General features: G+C 41.7%; 21 protein-coding genes. 11 read left to right on the forward strand and 10 right to left on the reverse strand.

Annotated elements, in window-relative coordinates; all coding sequences use genetic code 11:
• The first annotated feature begins 51 nt into the window (after window positions 1–51).
• Window positions 52–1,659, forward strand: coding sequence for an SWIM zinc finger family protein (locus AC3WTB_RS07955; protein ID WP_064497935.1), 1,608 nt, complete (start codon window positions 52–54; stop codon window positions 1,657–1,659).
• Entirely contained in the window at window positions 1,646–4,423 is a 2,778-nt protein-coding gene (locus AC3WTB_RS07960) for a DEAD/DEAH box helicase (RefSeq protein WP_492333567.1), read from the forward strand. The genes AC3WTB_RS07955 and AC3WTB_RS07960 overlap by 14 nt, the downstream gene beginning before the upstream one ends.
• Window positions 4,424–4,492: 69 nt before the next feature.
• Here the strand turns inward: AC3WTB_RS07960 and ytvA are convergent, their stop codons facing one another.
• From ytvA to AC3WTB_RS07975, 3 genes are all read right to left on the reverse strand, one after another.
• Window positions 4,493–5,281, reverse strand: coding sequence for a YtvA family blue-light photoreceptor (gene ytvA, locus AC3WTB_RS07965; protein ID WP_268473631.1), 789 nt, complete (start codon window positions 5,279–5,281; stop codon window positions 4,493–4,495).
• A 153-nt stretch (window positions 5,282–5,434) separates the two neighbouring features.
• Window positions 5,435–6,295, reverse strand: a complete 861-nt coding sequence (locus AC3WTB_RS07970; RefSeq protein WP_216431275.1) for a Cof-type HAD-IIB family hydrolase — start codon at window positions 6,293–6,295, stop codon at window positions 5,435–5,437.
• Between the two features lie 402 nt (window positions 6,296–6,697).
• Window positions 6,698–7,054: a hypothetical protein gene (locus AC3WTB_RS07975; protein WP_492333568.1), complete on the reverse strand. Its 357-nt coding sequence runs from the start codon at window positions 7,052–7,054 to the stop codon at window positions 6,698–6,700.
• Between the two features lie 117 nt (window positions 7,055–7,171).
• Here AC3WTB_RS07975 and AC3WTB_RS07980 point away from each other — a divergent pair, with 117 nt between their 5' ends.
• Complete coding sequence (locus AC3WTB_RS07980; RefSeq protein ID WP_024423692.1) at window positions 7,172–7,582, forward strand: YwpF-like family protein; 411 nt, start codon at window positions 7,172–7,174, stop codon at window positions 7,580–7,582.
• 221 nt (window positions 7,583–7,803) lie between these two features.
• Here AC3WTB_RS07980 and mscL read toward each other — a convergent pair whose 3' ends face one another.
• On the reverse strand, window positions 7,804–8,199 hold the full coding sequence (gene mscL / locus AC3WTB_RS07985; protein ID WP_024423693.1) for a large conductance mechanosensitive channel protein MscL: 396 nt from the start codon (window positions 8,197–8,199) through the stop codon (window positions 7,804–7,806).
• A 127-nt stretch (window positions 8,200–8,326) separates the two neighbouring features.
• A complete protein-coding gene (fabZ, locus tag AC3WTB_RS07990) occupies window positions 8,327–8,761 on the reverse strand; it encodes a 3-hydroxyacyl-ACP dehydratase FabZ (RefSeq protein WP_012011512.1) in 435 nt (144 codons plus the stop codon).
• A gap of 219 nt (window positions 8,762–8,980) precedes the next feature.
• Between fabZ and AC3WTB_RS07995 the strand changes: the two genes are divergently transcribed.
• Window positions 8,981–10,036: a tetratricopeptide repeat protein gene (locus tag AC3WTB_RS07995; protein ID WP_268473627.1), complete on the forward strand. Its 1,056-nt coding sequence runs from the start codon at window positions 8,981–8,983 to the stop codon at window positions 10,034–10,036.
• A gap of 14 nt (window positions 10,037–10,050) precedes the next feature.
• Here AC3WTB_RS07995 and AC3WTB_RS08000 read toward each other — a convergent pair whose 3' ends face one another.
• The 4 genes from AC3WTB_RS08000 to spoIIID all read right to left on the reverse strand — a co-directional run bounded on the left by AC3WTB_RS08000 (window position 10,051) and on the right by spoIIID (window position 13,327).
• On the reverse strand, window positions 10,051–10,869 hold the full coding sequence (locus AC3WTB_RS08000) for a flagellar hook-basal body protein (RefSeq protein ID WP_047202527.1): 819 nt from the start codon (window positions 10,867–10,869) through the stop codon (window positions 10,051–10,053).
• Between the two features lie 29 nt (window positions 10,870–10,898).
• Complete coding sequence (locus tag AC3WTB_RS08005; RefSeq protein ID WP_039182029.1) at window positions 10,899–11,738, reverse strand: flagellar hook-basal body protein; 840 nt, start codon at window positions 11,736–11,738, stop codon at window positions 10,899–10,901.
• A gap of 124 nt (window positions 11,739–11,862) precedes the next feature.
• Entirely contained in the window at window positions 11,863–12,864 is a 1,002-nt protein-coding gene (gene mbl / locus AC3WTB_RS08010) for a cell shape-determining protein Mbl (RefSeq protein ID WP_007497573.1), read from the reverse strand.
• Window positions 12,865–13,048: 184 nt separating this feature from the next.
• The gene (gene spoIIID / locus AC3WTB_RS08015; RefSeq protein WP_008343327.1) at window positions 13,049–13,327 is read right to left on the reverse strand and encodes a sporulation transcriptional regulator SpoIIID; all 279 of its coding nucleotides are present in this window, start codon (window positions 13,325–13,327) and stop codon (window positions 13,049–13,051) included.
• Between the two features lie 347 nt (window positions 13,328–13,674).
• Here spoIIID and AC3WTB_RS08020 point away from each other — a divergent pair, with 347 nt between their 5' ends.
• The 3 genes from AC3WTB_RS08020 (at window position 13,675) to AC3WTB_RS08030 (ending at window position 16,005) form a co-directional block, all read left to right on the forward strand.
• Entirely contained in the window at window positions 13,675–14,088 is a 414-nt protein-coding gene (locus AC3WTB_RS08020) for a MarR family winged helix-turn-helix transcriptional regulator (protein WP_024423697.1), read from the forward strand.
• Between the two features lie 15 nt (window positions 14,089–14,103).
• Entirely contained in the window at window positions 14,104–15,291 is a 1,188-nt protein-coding gene (locus AC3WTB_RS08025; protein ID WP_073978883.1) for an MFS transporter, read from the forward strand.
• Window positions 15,292–15,405: 114 nt separating this feature from the next.
• Window positions 15,406–16,005 carry an undecaprenyl-diphosphatase gene (locus tag AC3WTB_RS08030; RefSeq protein WP_024423699.1) on the forward strand — a complete coding sequence of 200 codons (600 nt, stop codon included), beginning with the start codon at window positions 15,406–15,408 and terminating at the stop codon, window positions 16,003–16,005.
• Between the two features lie 38 nt (window positions 16,006–16,043).
• Here the strand turns inward: AC3WTB_RS08030 and AC3WTB_RS08035 are convergent, their stop codons facing one another.
• Complete coding sequence (locus tag AC3WTB_RS08035) at window positions 16,044–17,432, reverse strand: MFS transporter (RefSeq protein ID WP_492333569.1); 1,389 nt, start codon at window positions 17,430–17,432, stop codon at window positions 16,044–16,046.
• Window positions 17,433–17,599: 167 nt separating this feature from the next.
• On the opposite strand from AC3WTB_RS08035, the gene AC3WTB_RS08040 reads away from it, so the two are divergent.
• The 4 genes from AC3WTB_RS08040 to AC3WTB_RS08055 all read left to right on the forward strand — a co-directional run bounded on the left by AC3WTB_RS08040 (window position 17,600) and on the right by AC3WTB_RS08055 (window position 21,358).
• Window positions 17,600–18,487, forward strand: coding sequence for a transporter substrate-binding domain-containing protein (locus AC3WTB_RS08040; protein ID WP_268473621.1), 888 nt, complete (start codon window positions 17,600–17,602; stop codon window positions 18,485–18,487).
• 41 nt (window positions 18,488–18,528) lie between these two features.
• Window positions 18,529–19,206, forward strand: coding sequence for an amino acid ABC transporter permease (locus AC3WTB_RS08045; RefSeq protein ID WP_080772283.1), 678 nt, complete (start codon window positions 18,529–18,531; stop codon window positions 19,204–19,206).
• 10 nt (window positions 19,207–19,216) lie between these two features.
• Window positions 19,217–19,957 carry an amino acid ABC transporter ATP-binding protein gene (locus AC3WTB_RS08050; RefSeq protein ID WP_492333570.1) on the forward strand — a complete coding sequence of 247 codons (741 nt, stop codon included), beginning with the start codon at window positions 19,217–19,219 and terminating at the stop codon, window positions 19,955–19,957.
• 192 nt (window positions 19,958–20,149) lie between these two features.
• The gene (locus tag AC3WTB_RS08055) at window positions 20,150–21,358 is read left to right on the forward strand and encodes an ammonium transporter (RefSeq protein WP_410558925.1); all 1,209 of its coding nucleotides are present in this window, start codon (window positions 20,150–20,152) and stop codon (window positions 21,356–21,358) included.
• The last annotated feature ends 11 nt before the right edge of the window (window positions 21,359–21,369 follow it).

Consider the following 21,369-nt stretch of genomic DNA (forward strand, 5'->3'; position numbering starts at 1 on the left):
TGAGCTATAATAAAAGAATTGGAATCTTTTACTTGGTTAGGAGCGGATCAAATGCTTCAGCACAACATCAACGAAGAAGAAATCAAACAAACAGCCGAACAGATCAAAGAACTTCTTCCTGCAACAGATGAAAACAAACAACTCATCAAAAAAGCATTGATTACTTATAGACAGGACAGCGTATATCGGCTCAAGCAAGAGTCTGATACCGAATGGTCAGCTTATGTACATGATGTCGTGGCAGCAAGAGTCCACCTTCATGTGCTGTTTCCTGTGAGAAGCAGCTGCTCATGTCCAGCAGATGGACTTTGTAAACACATTCTCGCTGTCTTCTTTTCGCTATACGCTCAAGTAGAGAGTGTGACCGGATTTACAGAAAATTGGTCAGAAAAGGATGAATTACAGCGCAGCAAAGAACTGATTCGCCAGCACTTCCAAGTGAAGCGCCCAGACGAACAATCACTCCAAAGCTGGCTGACTTTTTTCCAAGAGGAATTTAACCTCTGGCTGAAACGGACACCGAAGCACCAGCAAACACCGCAGCATTTGTATTACGGCTATTTATCGATTCTAAAAAAACACGCACCTGCTTCACCTGAATTCAAGAGCTTGTATGCGATTCATACGTCAATCGATGTATGGCTGAGGCTTCATGAACTGATCGACCTCGGCCGGCTTGATGCCGAAAAAGACTTTTATTCCATGAATCCATATGTAGAACAGCTCATGAACACCATTTTCGATTCAGTGGATCATTTGAAGACATACGCCCTTTCCTTTTCCCTCGATCCGTTTCTTGAAAACACACCAACTGCCGTTCGCACACTTCTTCAAATCAATGGACCTTTCCAGCATGAACGAGTAGCGGTCTTTATGGAGATTTGGGGCACCATATTAAATAGAGGGAAATGGGTCAAAAAAGAAACAGAATTACTAAAGAACGCCCAGAAAAAAGAACAAACGGTTGAACGTACCATCGGACTGATGCACATGGATTATTTACTGAAAGAAGATGAAAGCCTCTTTCAGCAATTACAGCTGCTCAATGCCGACATGCTGCCAAATGTGCTCAATTGGCTGAAGGATCTCACAAACCGAAAGGACTGGAAGCGGCTCAAGCTCTGGTATCACGAAATCACCTATATATTAGAGGAATATTGCCAGCTCGACCTTTCATACAGAGAACTGCGGGGAGCCGTCAGTGATTTCTTCTTTTATTTAGATGCATATTTTAAGCAGACGAAGGATCATCATTTATATGAACGCTATCTCCAAATCTGTATGCCCTATGCGTTTACAGAATACAGTCAGCTATTGTATGCACAGCAGCGTTATGCGGAATGGATTGAGATTCACAGCCTTGTTGGTTTCTCCATTAGTGAACTGGAGAAGGATCTGATCAAACAGATTGCAAAAGAGGAGCCAGAAGCCCTCATTCCATCGTACCACCGTGAAATCTCACTGCTTCTCGATCAAAAGAATCGAAGTGCTTATCGAGAGTCTGTGAAAATGCTGAAGAAACTGCGCACGCTTTATCATAAAACAAAAAAAACCACGATTTGGGAAAGGTATGTAAAGCAGCTGCAAGATTCAACAAAACGGCTGCGTGCGTTCCAAGAGGAAATGAAGAAAGGAAAATTGATTGATGACACGCCATAAACAAATTGTCATTCATGCAGAACAAACAGAAGATTTCTCTTTCACCATTTCAGCGCAAGCAGAGGACGGACACCCTGTTCCGCTTAATGAAATGAAGAGGCAGCTTTTCCAATGGCACGAATCTTCTTTCTACGGAACATTCTTAGAAGATGTCAGCTTTATTGGAACACCTGCCTTCCTGTTAAGCCCTTGGATGACCGTTGAATTGCTAGGAAAAAATTCATTTAATACGTTTAGTCATGTGACATTAACGGATGAAACGGAGCCCCTGATGAAAACAGCCTCCACCATTTACGAATTTATCGAGGACGAAGATTTCGTTCCCGATTACGAGGCATGGACAAAAGGCGAGCTTCGGTTTAAAGACAAAGAAGGCCTATTAGATGGTTATACGGCTGATTGGTTCTCCTTTGCTGTACAGGATTATATTCAGTATGATGATGCCTTGCAGCACAAGTGGGAACGCATGAACGCACAATCGCCTGCACTCTCAACCTTCCAAGGACATTTTCTAGATGAGCAGGATTTCTTGGAGACGATTGGCTGGATAGATGATGAGACGCCGTTCACTGTCGGCTTGCGCTTAAATGAGCCGGATTTTGACGGAGATGATTGGAAAATCGAATTGTTTTTGCGAGATAAGAAAAACAGTGACCTTCACTTTTTTGAAGGCATCCGTTCATTGAAAAGGTCTTGGCATCCGTATCAAGATAAAATTTCAAGAGAGCTGGAACGATTCAGTCAAATTGTCCCTTGGCTTTCTTTCACATCTGGCACCACACTCATGTCAGAAGAAGAGGCGTGGCTCTTCCTATCTGAAGCGAGTGAAACCCTTGTTAATATGGGTATTGAGATTCTGCTCCCATCGTGGTGGCAAATTGTTAAAGACAGCACGATGATGTTAAAAGCAAGGATCTCTTCTACACCGCGAGGCGAATCGCATGTCGGAATGGACGCATTAATGGACTTTAATTGGCGCTTTGCTACAAACGGCATTGAACTGACAGAAGATGAGTTCAACGAGCTTGTCCAAAGCAAACGACGCCTTGTCAACATTCGAGGACAATGGATCAAAATAGATCCGACCTTCATCCAGCAAATGAAAAAGTGGATGGAGCGTGCCGAAAACGAAGGACTTCACATGTCTGATATTTTGTCACGTGAACTGGCAGATCAAGAAGCCTCCTCTGAATCGATTCCAGAGCTATTGGACAGTTCAGCATTTGCCCATATTCAATTTGAACTTTCATCGCAATTAAGAGGGCTTGTCCACCAATTAAATGATACGCACGAGCTGCCTTCCTACGAAATGAGTGAGTCCTTTAAAGGCACACTGCGTCCGTATCAGCAGCATGGCGTGAACTGGCTTTTATTTTTAAGATCGCATGGATTTGGGGCTTGTTTAGCAGATGATATGGGCCTTGGAAAAACGATTCAAATGATTGCGTATTTCACCTATTTGAAGGAGCAGGAGCAAAATGCCGCTCCATCTCTCATCATTGCGCCAACCTCTGTTTTAGGAAACTGGCAGCGAGAGCTTGAAACATTCGCACCACATTTGAAGGTTGCCCTGCATTATGGCCCATCGCGTCCACAGGGAGAGGACTTCACAAAAGCATACGAGTCAACAGATATTGTTCTGACGTCTTATGGACTCTCACATTCTGATCGTGATGAATTAACGGCAGCAAAGTGGAATACCATTTGCTTAGACGAAGCCCAAAACATCAAGAACGCCCATACGAAACAATCGAGAGCAATTAGACAGCTTAAAGGGCAGCATCACATTGCCCTCAGCGGGACACCAATGGAAAACCGTTTGACAGAGCTTTGGTCCATATTCGACTTTGTCAACAAAGGATATCTCGGCAGCCTGACCGGCTTCCATAAGAAGTTCGTCCTTCCGATTGAAAAAGACCGTGAAGAAAAAAGAATTGAACAGCTGCAGCAGCTGATCAAACCATTTTTATTAAGACGAACAAAACAAGATGAAGAAGTTGCTCTGAACCTGCCTGAGAAACTCGAAGAAAAAGAATTCATCCCGCTATCCGCTGAGCAAGCGTCTTTATATGAACAGCTCGTGAAGGATACATTTGAACATATGGCATCATTAACAGGGATGCAGCGAAAGGCCATTATTTTAAGTATGCTTGGCAGACTCAAACAGATTTGTGATCACCCTGCTCTCTATTTAAAAGAGAGTGGAACAGAAGTGAAACTGCTGAAACGTTCGTTAAAAATGGATAAACTCGCAGAGCTGTTAAAAGCGATACATGAGCAAGGAGAAAGCTGCCTCATCTTTACGCAGTATATTGAAATGGGCAACATGATCAAGCAGCTGGCAGAAAAGATGTTTGGAGAACCGGTCCAATTTTTAAATGGCAGCCTCTCAAAACAGGAGCGGGACAAAATGGTGGACCGCTTCCAGAAGAAAGAATTCAACATTTTAATTCTTTCTTTAAAGGCAGGAGGAACAGGACTCAACCTAACCGCCGCAAACCATGTCATTCACTACGATAGATGGTGGAACCCTGCTGTGGAAAACCAAGCGACAGACCGAGCTTATCGGATTGGACAAAAACGATTTGTTCACGTCCATAAGATGATCACAACGGGCACAATCGAGGAAAAAATCGATCAAATGCTCGAAACAAAACAAACATTAAATGATCAAATTATCCAAAGCGAGAGCTGGATTACAGAGCTATCGACAAACGAACTAGAAGATTTATTTACCTTAAGTGCCGCCGCTCAATCATCTTAATCACAGAAAAAAGAGGACTTTTCTCAAGTTTCATGAAAAGTCCTCTTTTTTATTAGATATAAACGTAAGCTAAATGTTCAGTTTTTTCAATGCAGATTTCACATTCATATACGTATTTAATTCACGGAAGTCCTCTCTCATTTCTCCCATTTTCATTGCAAGATTCGGTTTAATTCCTGTCACAATGAGTTCAGTACCCGTCATTAAAATCAAATCGTTCAGCTTAAAGATCGCATCTGCCACAAATGAATCCACTTCTAATAATCCGGACAGATCGACAATAAAATAATCATCCTTTGATTGAGAGATATAGGTGGAGACCGTTGAAATGATCTTATCAAATCTTGGCGCTGTTAACGTACCAATGATCGGTAACACAGAGATACCATCTTTCACAGGAACGATTGGGACAGAAATATTCAGCACTTCATCAATTGATTGCTCAAGAAGCTCCTGCTGTTCCTTCTCTTTCGTAACATCCTTTTGCAGACCAACGAAATAAAGACGTTTCCCTTCATTTTCGTCAATCCAAAGAGGAGCGACACTTAACTCGTTCCAAAACATTTGTCCAGATTTTTTATAATTTTTCAGCTGAACAGTGACAGCCTCTTTGTTCTCAATGGCTGTTCTAATTTGTTTGAGAGCGATTTGTTCAGTTTCATCTCCCTGAAGGAAACGACAATTCCTCCCCAATACATCGATTTCTTGATAGCCTGTCATATCTAAAAAGCCCTTGTTCACATATATTAAAGGATTATCAGGTAAAGACGGGTCCGTCACCGTCAGGCCAACCTGAGTATAGTCCAAGGCTTCCTTGATTAAATGCAGATTTTCGGACTTATAAGATTCCAGCGCCATTCGTTTACTCTCCTTAGTTTCCTTACAAGCGGGTTATATTCTTAATTAAATTATATGATGTTCCACATCATGTGTAAATAGAAGTGGTTCTGAATTCCTCTTTTGTAGAATGCGCTTCATCCTATGTGATTTATACCGCGACATCTGATTCATCTATTTCAAAAGGTGCCGAATCATATGCGCCACACCATGTTCATCGTTTGATAACGTGACGTGATCAGCGATTTCTTTTATATCCTGCCTCGCATTCCCCATCGCAACCCCAACACCAGCAGCTTGAAGCATCGATTCATCATTTAAACTGTCTCCTACAGCCGCTGCCCTGCTTAAAGGAATACCTAGTCTTTCTGCCAGCCTTGTTAATGCCTGCCCTTTAGACGCGTGCTTTGAACCAATTTCAAAGTTATGATCAGCCGAACTGACCAATGTTAAATCTGAATCATTACCAAACATATCCCATCCGTCTTTCAATCTGTCCTGAAAGAAAGAAAAACCTAAAATGTTGTAAAATGAAAGCTTTCGATCCTCACGAAACAATTCTTTATATGTATCAATATAAGAAAAACCTGACTGGCTGTATTGAACTTCTGCAGCTTGCTTTAAGACATTTTGATCCGTTTCTGGATTTGCACTTTTTAAACGGTCCATTTCAATCGCAAGAAGCTCTCTGCCGCGATTCGGTGTGAAAATGGCTTCGTTTGTAAAGACTTCATAATAATAATCACGTTCTTCCAGCCATGACAATATGTGTTTAGCCTTTTCTTCTTGTAAAGCAGCTGAATGGTACACTTGTCCAGTTGGATCATGAATCACAGCTCCATTGGCACTAATCACCCATGTATTCATACCAAGCTGGTCAAAAATAGACCTCACATCAAAATACGCTCTCCCTGTTGAAACGACAACCTCAATTCCATTCGCAGCTGCTTCCTTTAATGCCTGCTCGTTTTCCTGACTCACTTTGTGTTCACTGTTCAATAAAGTGCCATCTAAATCCGTTGCGATTAATTGAATGTTTGTCATCGTTCTCTCCTTTTTGTCTTTATTTTCAACCGATATACCGTTAACAAAATCCATCATCATTATGTAATGAGTATCCACTATTTGCAAGAGCTGATCGGTTAAACAGTGAATAAAAGGGTATCCGGCCACGCATTATGACCGGATACACACAAAGGGGATTCATAAGGGGACACATGACCTATACAAAGAAGCATTGGTTCTATTACGCAGTGTTCATATGCACAAGGCAGCATCTATCAGCTTTAGCTAGAGGGGGGCTGTCAGATGATAGACGTTACCTTTTGATCGGGACTTGCCTCCTTTCCTTTCAGCTACCCCTAGTCTACGGAGAAAGGCCTGATGTGACAAAACGTGAAAATAGCAAAATAGGCCTTCAAATTCTCTATATCCTCATTAATTTCTGTTTTTTACCGCTTGCGTATAAAACATCATCTTGTTTTGTTTGATGAAATACTTATTTTTTATAAATTGATAAAAAATATCTGAATGAATCCAATTACTAGAAGGCATGTGAATATAATCAGATCCGTCCCACGCAAACCAATAAAAACAAAGCCGGCCATCATGAACCGACAGCTGAAACTCAAAGCAGTCCATTTGGTCCTCAGTGACATATTGAAACGTGAGTGACTCTCCTTCTTCCATATAGACATCACAAAATGAAAGAATGTCTCCCCACGAATAAACACGTATATCACTCTTTGCCTTCTCCTCGCCAATATGAATATTTCTCAATTGATAGGACTCCATAAAACATCTCCTTTCACTCATGTGCAGCTAGTTCTAAGCAGGCAGCGGTTTCATTTATACAGATGTTGTATGCTATAATAATACTTACGAATAATGAACGCTTGTGAGGTGATAAATATGAAAACCTTTAGGCTGATTGATTTAAAAATTGAACTTGATCCACAGCAAGATAAAATGTCCAGCATTCCCCTTCGTGACGGTTTAATCATTAATAAAGAAGACGGTGAAAATCACTGGATGATCGAGGCACTCATTCCAAAGAAACATAGACAGGTGTTTGAGGTACTCTTTCAGCAGCACACAGAAGTGAAGATTCTTGTAACGATCACTAAAGAAAACAACCGCCCTGTTCACCTATCTGTCCAAGTCAAAAACATCGTTGCCTTAGAAGAAAACATTTCTGTATTACTCGATGGTAAAATGATTACAAATCGTTACAGAACAGAAACTGAAGAAGTATTAAAAGACCTCGTCAAAGAGGGGCTTTCAGGAGAAAAACTACTGGATGCTTTTAAACAAAACACATAAAAAAGAGCGGGGTCAGCCGCTCTTAGATTGTTGACAAAGGGCTAAAATGAACTTGATTTTAGCCCTTTGTCTTCTTTTCAGCGTGTTTGAAAACCTTTGAAGTCTAGGAAGGGCGAGCACTGGAACGGAGCGAATTTAACATTCGTGAGTACCAGAGCGCAGACCTGACACCGAATGCAAGGGTTTGTCTACACGCTGAGAGCGGGATCAGCCGCTCTTTTTTATTGCACATCTTTAGACTGGCTTTGATTTTTCAATAGATCTCTAATTTCAGTTAGCAAAACTTCCGTTTGATCCGGCGTTTCCACAACCTCTTCTTCCTCGACCTTTTTCCGTTTTAACTTATTCAAATAACGAATAAAGATAAAAATGGAAAACGAGATAATTAAGAAATCAACCACTGTTTGAATAAAGTTTCCATATAAAATTTGAGCAGCTCCGATTTTAATGGATAAACCGCTAAAGTCATGCCCTCCAATAATAATACCAACAAGCGGCATGATTAAATCATTCACAAGAGAAGTGACAATTTTGCCAAATGCTCCCCCAATGATGACACCTACAGCCAAGTCAATGACATTGCCCTTGACGGCAAACTCTCTAAATTCTTTCAGCATCCTTTATCACCTTCATCTTTTTTTGTCTAATATGACGTTTTTTTGTCAAAATTGCAAGTCCTTATCCGTTCTAACTGAACGTTTCTAAATAAAAAAGCGATTCATGCTTGATGAACCGCCAGGAAAATCATGATACTTTAGGACCGATAGAAAATGTCAGTTCTGCTTCACATGCAACTTCGCCATCTACTGTCGCTACTGCTTTTCCTTTTGCAACCGGTCCGCGGAGGCGCGTCACTTCAACCTCTAAACGAAGCTGGTCTCCAGGCTTGACCTGTCTTTTAAAGCGGCAGCCGTCAATCCCTGCAAACAAACCAATTTTCCCTTTGTTTTCTTCCTTGCCTAACATAATCACACCAAAAACCTGTGCGAGTGCTTCTACAATAAGCACACCTGGCATGACTGGGTAACCTGGGAAATGGCCATTAAAAAATTCTTCATTTACTGTGACATTTTTAATCCCAACCGCTCTTTTTTCTCCCTCAACCTCTAAAATACGGTCGACCAATAAGAATGGATAACGGTGTGGAATAATGTCTTGAATTTGCTGAGCATCAAGCATATCTTGATCTCTCCTTCTTTTCTATATCGCTAATCTTCATTTGATTCCTATAGAAGTATATTATGAATGCTGGCATTTTTCAATATTCGCCTTGCATATATGGTAAAAAATAGAATCTATCATTACCAATTGTCATCAAATATAATCCACACTACACTCATTGTTTTTTCACAAATATGGTAATATATATTACATCATTGATTAAATAAGAGGGTAAAAATGAATTTTATGAGCGATAAATCCATAAAAAAACTTCTCCATTCCTGGTATACAATGCTGAAGCATCGACATTTTTCGAAGGCTGAAGAAATCAAAAAAACACTACTAAAATATAAACGTAAATTATCAAAAAAACAGGAGCTCTATTTCCATTATCAGCTGATGCTTTTTCGTCATCAGCTCTGGATGAATCAAACAGAGGACTTAGAAAAACTCAAACACGAACTGCTGCCACACAAAGATGAAATGAACGAAGAACTACAATATTATTTTTACTTCTTTCTCGGGTTATATGAATCTTTAAAAAGTGATCAAAATGATGCGATTCATTATCTCGAAAAGGCAGAGGAACGACTGCCATTGCTTAACGATGAGCTGGAGGAAGCAGAGTTCCATTTCCGTACAAGCGGTGTTTATTATAACAACCGTTACTCGTTGTTATCGATTCGTCATGTTCAAAAAGCCATGGATATTTTTGCAAAGCACGAAGACATCCACAGCATCTATCGGTGTAAAATTGTACTCGCTCTTAACTATAGCGACCAAAAAAAATATGAGGAAGCAGAAGCTATTTTCATTGAGATTATTGATTACGTGAAAAAGATTGATGATCAAGAGCTGCTCGGTATCGTTTATTATGACGCTGGCTTTATTCATTCGAGACAAAACCGTCACAAGGAAGCACTGGACTACTTTAAAAAAGCGCTTCGTCTCCCAGCATACCGAAAGTCAGCACACTCCTATGTATCGTGCCTATACGAAACTGTGCGTTCCTGCTTTAAAGAAAATTTAACCGATGAAGGGATGAAGTATATTCAAAAAGGGCTGAAAGAAGCCGTTGCTTCGCAGTTTGATATATTAAGAATGAAGTTTCAAATCTTATCTCTTCTCTACAGCCAAACGCCAAAGGCAGATGAGCAGATCGCCACGCTCGTCACATGTCTTGAACGAAAAGAAGCCTGGATTGATCTTGAGGATCTGCTTGCTGATGTCTCAGATTTTTATAAAAAAAAGGGCGACTTTGAGCGAGCCGCCTTTTTTATCATGAGAGGCTGATACGAGCCTGCTGATTATCGAATTGTATTAATTAATCCCAGCATCTGATCGCCCATCGTAATAGATCTTGAGTTCAACTGATAGGAACGCTGCGTTGTCATGAGGTCTGTTAATTCTTTCGACATGTCCACATTTGACGTTTCCAGCGCACCTTGCTGAAGCTGAATCGCCTCTCGGTTTGCTCCATTTAGTGCTGTTAGTGCGCCTTGATAGGTTCCGTCGACTGAGAACAAATTATCTCCTTCAGAGACAAGTGCTGATGAATTATTGACTTGTACAACGCCTAAATTCACTTGCTGATTCGGTTGATTATCTCTTGAAATCGCTGTAAGCCGTCCATTTTTATCGATTGAAATATCACGGAAATTCGCATTTAAGACGATCGCATTTCCGTTTTCATCAAGTATCGGATAGCCTTCACTCGTGACAAGCTGCACTTGGTTACGGTTATTGCCCGGCTGTAAGTAAAGTGAACCATCTCTTGTATAACGGATATTACCGCCGGCGTTGACCTGCAAATACTGCGACGGCGCTCCGAATGCAACATCAAGATCACGTCCAGTTTCTTTAATCGAGCCTTGCAGCGAGTTAATGGACGCATTGACCATTGTCCCCGTTCCAAGCCTTAACCCAGCAGGTGTCAGACGACTGTTTGCCACCTGCTCATTTTTTTCATCTACCTGATTAAACTGCTGTCTGATCAGCTCTGAGAAACGGGTGTTTTTCGCGCGGTACCCTGTTGTCTCACTGTTCGCGATGTTGTTGCTGATGATGTCAAGCTGCTTTTGCACTTCATTCATCGAGACAGCTGCGTTTATCATCGTTCTAAGCATAAGTATCCTCCTTTCTTTTTATTTCTTGATTAGTACACTCTTCCAATTTCATTCACTGCTTTTTCTAAGCTTTTATCATATGCCTGAACCACTTTTTGGTTTGTTTCAAATGCTCGGTAGGCTGTTGTCATATCTGTATATGATTTTGTCACATCGACGTTCGACAGCTCCGATACCCCTTGGCTTAACGTATAGGACATTTGACCGTTATTGACTGCACTTGGGAGGGGTTGATTATCAGCTGTACGATATAAATCATTTCCTTCACGCGCTAGGTTTCTTGTATCCATCGCAACTCGTACATCAATTTGACCAAGATTTTGGCCATTTTCAGTGACAGTACCATCTGCATTCACTTTGAAATTCTCACTCTGAACCGTAATCGGCTGACCCGTCACGGAAAGAAGAGCACGGCCATTAATGGTCAACTGATTTTGTGCGTTCAATGTAATGGAGCTGCTTTTCGTATAACGAACGCCTTCTGGTGTGTTGACCGCATAAAATAGCGCTGATTTCTGATTGGTCTCAGGATTGATCGGCACATTATTTTCAACTAGTGCTACATCTGTTGTTTGATCTGTTGTTTTTAAAGTTCCCTGTGTAAATTGAGGGATTAATTCCTGCATATATGTCCCAGTATTGATTCCACCAATCGGCGATTGCAGTGGAACACTAAAGCCTTTGCCTGAGGATGTTTGGAAACGTCCTGATTCCATTCGGCTCAGCAGCATTTCTGGAAATGCACGCATTGCCCCTTCATCTGCTTTATAACCTGGCGTATTCGCATTTGCGATATTATTTGAAAGCATTTCTGTCCGCCGCTCTTGAGCGATCATGGCAGATGTTGCGGTGTATAGTCCTTTTAACACGTGCTCACCTCATTCAAATTCTTTCACATGACCTAAACACAATCTTCTATGAAATATATCGGCTAATTAGCAGGGTTCTTTAATAAAAATCCCCCATTCTTTCTAAAAAGAATGAGGGAAATCATTAGCTGAGTTTACGCTTTGGCAGCTTGTCCATATTATCAAGCATTACGCCAGTACCAACCGCTACACAGTCCATTGGATTTTCAGCAACGAAAACCGGTACTTTCAGCTCTTCTGCAAGCAATTGATCAAGCCCATTTAGAAGAGCTCCGCCACCTGTAATGATGACGCCGCGATCGATAATATCAGCTGATAATTCAGGCGGTGTTCTCTCAAGAACTTGTTTCGCAGCCTGAACAATCGCAGATACAGATTCACGCAATGCTTCTTCTACCTCTTTGCTTGTGACGGTAATCGTTCTTGGTAATCCTGTCACCATGTCTCGTCCACGAATTGAAATCTCTTCGTGACGTGCGTCTGGGAATACCGTTGCAACTTGGATCTTAATATCCTCAGCCGTGCGCTCACCGATCAACAGCTTGTACTCTTTTTTAATGTAGTTTAGAATTTCCAGATCAAATTTGTCTCCAGCCATTTTAATAGAAGAGGCGGTTACAATGTCACCCATTGAGATGACAGCGATATCTGTCGTTCCGCCTCCAATATCTACGACCATGTTTCCACTTGGCTGAAAAATATCCATACCAGCACCAATGGCTGCTACTTTTGGCTCTTCTTCAAGAAATACATGCTTACCACCGCTTTTTTCAGCAGCTTCTTTGATCGCCTTCTGCTCAACAGATGTAATATTTGTCGGGCAGCAGATGAGCATACGCGGCTTAGAGAATAGCCCTTTCACATTTAATTTGTTAATAAAATGCTTGAGCATCGCTTCAGTTACTTCAAAATCAGCAATTACGCCATCTTTTAATGGACGAATCGCAACAATATTCCCAGGCGTACGTCCAACCATACGTCTAGCCTCTTCTCCAACAGCCAAAACTTTCCCGCTGTTTTTGTCAAGAGCTACCACAGATGGTTCATTTAACACAATTCCTTTTCCTTTGACATGAATCAGTACATTGGCAGTACCAAGATCAATTCCAATATCCCTAGCAAACATCTATATATATCCTCCTTGAAAATCTGTTTCCATAGCAAATACCACATTCTGCCCTAATTATATATTCTATCATAATTTGCAGAAAAAAAGATATTTCTTTACAAAAGTCTTTACAAAATTTGTGGTTAGAAACTACCGATATGAGGAAGATATATATATCATGTTTATGAACAAAGAACTAAGCTTACTGTTTCACAGGCTCGCCTTCTAAAATTTCTTCTTTTTTATACTTTAACTTGGTGGCTTCTCCTCCTCGCAAGTGGCGGATTGATTTATGATAATCCAGTATCTCCTTCACTTCATTAGCCAGATCTGGATTAATTTCTGGCAGTCTTTCTGTTAGATCCTTGTGTACAGTACTTTTAGAGACTCCAAATTCTTTCGCAATAACACGAACGGTTTTCTTTGTCTCCACGATATACTTTCCTATCTTGATTGTTCGCTCTTTGATGTAATCGTGCACACCACTCGACCTCCCTAAAATGGATGTGAGAAGTGTGAAATGAGATCCGTATGAAGATTATCCATTTTCAGCGGCGCTTGTTCGTCGTAATTTCTCATCCATTAGGTAGTAAATGCCAAACACGATCCCTCACCTCAAACACTCTCTTTGTCAGGTTTGTAACAGTGTATTAGCATTGAATAGGGAATATGCTAAAAATGAAGATGGGACAAGGGATTTATCAGAAAAGGCAAAACAAAAAATCATTTCGGGGCGCGAAAATTTTCACTTTACAAGAAAGGATTCAGCACGTAAAATAGAAAAGGTGAATTTATTTACCTAGCTAAATATTTAAAAAAGGTGAGCATATGGATACGTTAAATAGAGAGTGTTTACATCAAATACATCAAGGCGCACGACTGCTGTCTAAAAAGGCGAACGAAGCGCTTGCTGCTTATGACTTGTACATGTCCCAGTGGACTGTGCTTTTTTGTTTGGATACATTCGGCCCGAAAACCCAAAAAGATATCTGGACATATTTGAACGTCGAAGCACCGACGATCACCAGAACCGTCACCCGTTTAGAAGCAAACGGCTGGGTGAAACGTGTACAAGGAAAAGACAAACGTGAGAATCTGATCGTGATGACAGATGATGCAAAAGCCCGATTTGAAGAAATCAAACGCACGATGGAACAATTTGAAGAAGAATGTCTTTCAGATTTTACCTACGAAGAAAAACAACTCCTCCATACACTTTTACACAAATTATCTACTGAATAGGAAGTGACATACATCATGAACGAACGTATTTGGACAAAAGACTTTATTATGATTGTCCTGGTGAATTTATTTACGTTCACCTCTTTTTATGCCCTTTTGACATTACTGCCCATTTACACAATGGATGAACTAAATGGAACAGAATCACAGGGCGGCCTGCTTGTGACGGTCTTCTTATTGTCTGCCATTGTGACAAGACCTTTCTCGGGCGCCATTATTGAGAAATTCGGAAAAAAACAGATGGCGATTTTCTCTTCTACGGCCTTTGCCTTACTCACTTATTTATACATCCCGATTGATCAATTCCAAACGCTTCTTATACTGCGTTTCGTACAAGGGATCTTTTTTAGTATTTTGACGACAGTAGCTAGTGCCATTGCGGCTGATATGATCCCGAAACATAAACGCGGGGAAGGACTCGGATACTTTGTGATGTCCATGAACCTCGCTGTTGTCATCGGTCCATTTATAGCACTGAATCAAGTAGGGAAAATAGGATTTCATTCCTTATTTCTTCTCTTTTCCATTATCGTAACGATCGGAGCCGCTTTTACAATGCTGATTAGACAGCCAGAGCCGGAAAACGGTGGGAGCATTGTCTTCCGATTCACGTTTTCTCACCTGTTTGAAAAAGGCGCATTAAAAACAGCGGCCGTCGGCATCATTATTTCCTTCTGTTATTCGCCGATTATTTCATTTATTTCAGTTTATGCCAATTCACTCCATTTGATGGGTGCAAGCAGTTATTTCTTTATTGTGTTTGCAGCCGCAATGCTTGGATCTCGACCATTTACAGGCAGACTTTTTGACCGGGTTGGAGCTCACATTGTGATCTATCCTTCGATTGCCCTTTTTGCTATTGGTTTATGGATGCTGACAGCGACACATTCAGCCACAATGCTTCTTCTATCAGGCGCTGTGATTGGACTTGGCTACGGATCGCTCGTGCCATGTTTACAAACACTTGCGATTCAGCACTCACCAGCTCACCGTACAGGATATGCGACGGCCACTTTCTTCACCCTGTATGATACGGGTATTGCTGCTGGCTCATTTGTCTTTGGGCTCCTTGTCAGCTTCACAGACTTTTCAAATGTGTACCTCATTGCGGGTATTGTGGTCTTACTGAGTATGGGCGTTTTTTATTGGAGCGAACGAAAACCCCAGGAAGCAAAAGCACAAAAGGTCTCCCTTTCAGAATAAAAGGATACTATTTTAAACTTCACCGGAAACATGCTAAAATATAGGATATTTCAAATAGAGCATACAGGCTTTTTTGAAAAATAGTTGGCATTAAGCGAAAGTATAGGTGATGTTTTGAATTACGAATTGTTTAAAGTCATACACGGGATGGCTCACCATTCTGAGTTTTTAGATCAGGCCATGATATTCATTACGAAAAAGGCCATTCTTGTGTATGCCCTTGTCTTATTGATTTGCTGGTTTTTAGGGAATCACAAATTTAAGAAGCATGTCTTCTTTTCCGGTGTAACAGGCATTGCAGCACTTATCGTCAACTTTGCCATTACATTGTTTCATTATGAAGAGCGGCCGTTTGTGGCGCATAAAGTCGACACACTCATCCCGCACTCAGCAGACGCTTCCTTCCCAAGTGACCATACAACAGGTGCACTGGCTCTTTCATTAGCCATTCGATCCCGTAATAAAAAGCTCGGCAACATCTTGCTCGTCTTTGGATTACTCACAGGATTCTCCCGCATCTGGGTTGGCCACCATTATCCATTTGATGTTTTAGGCAGCTTAGTCGTATCGATTGTGGTTGTCTTTATCATGAATAAATTATGGAAGTTCTTTGACTCTCCTATTGATCGTATCGTGACATTTTACGAGACAATTGTGGGGAAAATTTTCAGAAGGAAGACAAAGGATCAGGGCTCAGACCTGTCCAACTCTTAAGCGGTTTTGCGATAACGTGATGAAGATTCTTCTCTCGCTTATCGTGCCGCTTTTTTTATTGGCTGTCTCCCTCTAACCATACTTGAAAAATAAAGACTGACACCAATGGCAATAAGAGAAATGATGATCAACGTCCAGCCTAATTGCGCAAAATGAGAACCAGCAATTTCATCCCCAAAGAGCATGCCAAGCACAGCAGATGACAGAATGGAACCAAGGTAGCGGCATGTTTGAAAAAGTCCAGAGGACGTGCCAATCATTTGCTGAGGACTTGCTTTGAGCATCGCAGCTTGAAGCGCAACATTCCCAATTCCATAACTGAGCCCAAGCAGCGCTAGAACCAATCCTTTCCCCCATAATGGCGCAGGAATAAAAAAGAAAGTCATTGCAGACGCTCCAGCCAGCATCAATACTGCACTCGCTAAAACTGGATGGCGTTCATCCCCGCGATCTACCCACTTTCCTGTCAGAGGCGACACAATAATGCTCACCCCTGACATACACAGCATAAAAAGACCCGTCATTTCCACACGCCAGCCTAACTCATCCTGAAAATAACTCGGCAAACCAAAAAAGAGACAATAGAAAAAGATATTTAAGATGATAAATTGCACATACACAAGTGACAGCCGCTGCTCATCTCTGAACATCCGTATTTGAATAAACGGTTCATCCACCTGATACTCCCACCAAATAAAAGCGCCTGCACTCAGGAGACAAAGAATGCCTTGAACATATTGAATGCCATCACCGAGTGATAATAAAAATGAAAGCAGGAGAACAATGCAGACAGTAAAAAGAAGCATCCCTGGCAAATCGAGTGTTCGCACGGTTTCGCCTATGCGCAGCTTTCTCTTCTTCTGCTCCTTCGGAAACAACAATAGACCGAGAAAGAAACTAATCAAAATAAACGGCAGATTCACTAAAAAGATAGCCGGCCAGCCGCCAATGGTCATCAAAAATCCGCCAAGCGTCGGCCCAAGTGCCGTCATCGCTGAAGCAAAAATGGATAATACCGCTAACGCAGAAGCCTGTCTTTCTTGAATATGATCCCGAATGAGTCCGACCCCAGAGGGATAAATGGCACTGCTTCCAATCGCCTGTAACAGACGGATCACAATCAGCACCGCAAACGTCGGGGCAAACGGCGCGCAGATGGCTGAGACTGCGACAAGAACCAGACCGAATAAAAATAAGGTTCTCCGGCTCATGACATGATCCCCAATCCGGCCGCTCACTGGCTGCGTCACTGCACTGGCTAAATAAAAAGAAGAAATAAGCCAAGATACAGTCGTAAACGACAAACCGAATTCATGCTGAATTTGATGCAAGGCTAAAGCAATCATTGATGAATTCAGCGGATTCAACATCGTTCCAAAGGCAATAGCGGTTAAAAAAACTTTTCGATTGTCTGTCCACTTATTCATACACCGACCCCCCTGTCATGTTTTTTGCCAATCCTTCCGTTATTATGAGATTCATTTCCCTTTTTTACCCTGATGAATTCAAGTTCTCTCTTGGAAAAGCAAGACATACATTTTAAAAAGGGTGAGTGTTGGAAAAGCACATATAAAATTGAGAATATGAGGAAGGGATGGTAATATTCACTTCATATTTAAAAGCCTACTTTCTCCTTACAGGGAGAACGGCTGAAAAGGAGGAGAAGCTTATTATTAAAAAAAGACGGTTTTGGATCCCAGCCCTTTTCTCGGTTGCAGTATTACTTCTGTCTTCGTGTGGTTCAAATGAAACAAATGGGAACGGAGATAAACGTAATTCTACAGCGAAAGGGTCGCCAATTTTGGAGGATGGAAAATTTATTTTTGCAGCATCAGGTGAATTTCATCCGTTTAGTTACATGGATGGAAATCAGATGTCCGGCTTTGATATCGACGTAGGCAATGCGATTAGTGACAAACTAGGCCTCGAACCTATACAGAAAAAATATAAATTCGCAGGCATCGTCGAAGGTGTGAAAGCAGGTAAATTTGATGCGGCAGTTGCAAGTCATACCATCAATGAGGAACGAAAAAAACACGTCCTTTTTTCTAAGCCCTATTACTACTCTGGTCCGCAAATTTTCACAAGACCTGGAGCAGACATTCAACATGCTGATGACTTAAAAAACAAAGAAATCGCTGTATCAAAAGGATCGTCCTACGCTGATATTGCAAAGGAACATAGCGGGAAAGAACCAAAATATTATGATAGTGATGTCGTCGCCTTAGAAGCACTAGCCAACGGAAAACACGATGCAGTCGTGACAGATTTCGCCACAGGTGCAGAAGCGATGAAGAAAAAATTGAAAATCGAAGCGCAGGAAAGACTCGGACAAAGCGAGCAGGCAATTGCTGTATCAAAAGAAAATGAACAGCTCATAGAAGAGATCAACGATGCGATTGATGCATTAAAAAAAGACGGAACATTAAAACAAATTAGCGAAAAGTACTTTGATGAAGACATCACGGTCAAACAAGATTAAAACCACGATTGTGCGCCTTTTTATAGGCGCACTTTCTTCAAATGGAGATGATTGTTTTGCCTACCTTAGCACACTTTTTTCAGACACTCATTGATTCTAGAGGCATTTTCTTAGAAGGAATGCTGATCACCTTACAGCTCACGGTGATTAGCATCTTCATCGGTATGTTCATCGGGCTTTTCTTTGCTTTATTGAAAATATCCCGCATAGCCGTTTTCGGTTATATCGCCAATGCTTATATCTTTCTTGTACGCGGAACACCACTTGTTGTTCAAATTTTCATCCTATATTTCGGTCTCACAGAATTGAATATACCCGACTTCTGGGCTGCATCCATTGCGCTCGCCTTTCATAATGGCGCCTATATAGCGGAAATATTTAGAGGCGCCATCCAATCCATCGATCAGGGGCAAAAAGAGGCTGGACGCTCTCTTGGCATGGGTCGGTTTTTAACCATGAGGCGGATCATTCTCCCGCAAGCGATGCGGCGCGCTCTTCCTCCTCTTGGCAACCAGTTCATTATTGGCTTAAAAGATTCATCACTCGCCGCCTTTATTAGTGTGAATGAACTATTTAACATCGCCACTACGCAAGGCTCCAACAGCTTTGATAATATGACGTATTTACTTGTTGTAGCCGTCTATTACTTAGTTCTTGTCCTGCTGTTAACATTCGCTGTCCAAACCTTTGAGAAGAAATTATCAGCCAGTGACCAATAGGAGGAGTAGTATGACAGAATCAAAGGAAATCATTCGTGTTGAAAAACTCAATAAATACTTTGGAGAGCTCCATGTTTTAAAAGATATCGATCTCACCGTTTATGAAAATGATGTAGTCGTCTTAATTGGCGCAAGCGGTTCTGGAAAAAGCACCTTGCTCCGCTGTATGAACTTTTTAGAAATAAAAAATGACGGAGATATCATCATCGATGGCAGTCCTGTTCATCCAAAGCGCGACCAATTAAACGAAATGAGACAAAAAATAGGAATGGTGTTTCAACATTTTAATCTTTTTCCGCACAAAACTGTTCTTGAAAATATCATCGAAGCGCCTGTCATGGTGAAAAAAACAAAAAAAGCGCAAGCCATCGCCGAAGCCATCACCTTGTTAGAAAAAGTCGGACTTGCAGATAAAGCCAACGTATATCCTTCTAAACTATCAGGCGGCCAAAAACAGCGTGTAGCCATCGCCAGATCTCTCGCTATGAAGCCTGATGTCATGTTATTTGACGAACCTACGTCTGCCCTTGATCCAGAGCTTGTAGGCGAGGTGCTGCAAACAATGAAAAGCCTCGCAAAAGAAGGCATGACCATGGTCATTGTCACACATGAAATGGGCTTTGCGAAAGAAGTCGCTGATCGTGTCGTCTACATGCATGAGGGCCGCATTGTCGAAGAAGGCGTCCCTTCAGAATTGTTTGATTCTCCTAGAGAGGAACGTACAAAACTGTTTCTCAGCTCCATTTTATAGGTCAAACGCCCTTCATTTTTAGTGCTTAACTGACGTTTTTGCTCATTTTTTACGAACTTTTCATCCATTTATATTGAACTTAACCAAAAAACCATGTTAGATAAACTTACATGTATATGTTATATATGACTTTTCTCTCTATAATGAAGAATTAAGAAAACAATAATTCTGAATGATTCGGGGGAATGCAGCATGCAAATGGGTGATACAGTATTTATGTTCTTCTGCACACTACTCGTGTGGTTAATGACACCGGGTTTAGCTTTATTCTACGGAGGACTCGTGAGAAGTAAAAACGTGTTAAGCACAACCATGCACAGCTTAACGTCACTAGCGATCGTTTCAATCGTATGGATCGTATTCGGTTATTCCTTAGCTTTTGCACCAGGCAATGCATGGATCGGAGGATTAGACTGGGTTGGCCTGAAAGGCGTAGGCTTTGAGCCCGGTTCCTATAGCGAGACCATTCCACATTCATTGTTCATGATGTTCCAAATGACCTTTGCCGTCTTAACAACAGCCATCATCTCAGGTGCCTTCGCTGAACGGATTCGCTACTCAGCAGTCGTTGTATTTACACTCCTTTGGGTCACATTTGTATACGCTCCAGTCGCACACTGGGTATGGGGCGGCGGTTGGATTGGCGAGATGGGTGCGCTTGACTTCGCAGGCGGAAACGTGGTTCACATCTCATCCGGTGTTGCGGGTCTTGTCGTGGCGATTGTGCTCGGGAAGCGTAAAGACGCAGCAAGCTCTTCTCCGCATAACTTGATCTACACTCTTCTCGGCGGAGCTGTCATCTGGTTTGGCTGGTTTGGTTTTAACGTGGGGAGTGCTCTTACATTAGACAGCGTGGCCATGTTTGCCTTTATTAACACCAATACAGCCGCTGCTGCAGGAATCATCGGCTGGCTGTTAGTAGAGTGGATGATCAACAAAAAACCAACCATGCTCGGCGCGATCTCTGGAGCCATCGCAGGTCTTGTCGCCATTACACCTGCCGCAGGCTTTGTTACACCGTTTGCTTCTATTATAATAGGATTCATTGGCGGGATCGTCTGTTTCTGGGGTGTCTTTTCACTCAAAGCCAAATTTGGCTATGATGACGCACTAGACGCATTCGGCCTTCACGGAATTGGCGGTACTTGGGGAGGAATTGCAACAGGACTTTTCGCCACAACCTCTGTCAATGACGGTGGAGCGAATGGCTTATTTTACGGAGATCCCAGCTTACTTTGGAAGCAAGTGGTCGCGATTGTTGCCACGTACGCTTTTGTTGCCGTTGTGACATACGTGATCATCAAGTTGGTCAATGTCTTCTTCAAAATTCGTGCAACAGAAGAAGAAGAATCCGTGGGTCTTGATTTAACCATGCACGGTGAAAAAGCTTATCAAGATTAAGAAAAAGGGGT

This window comes from Bacillus sp. EB106-04-04-XG123 (assembly GCF_058791855.1).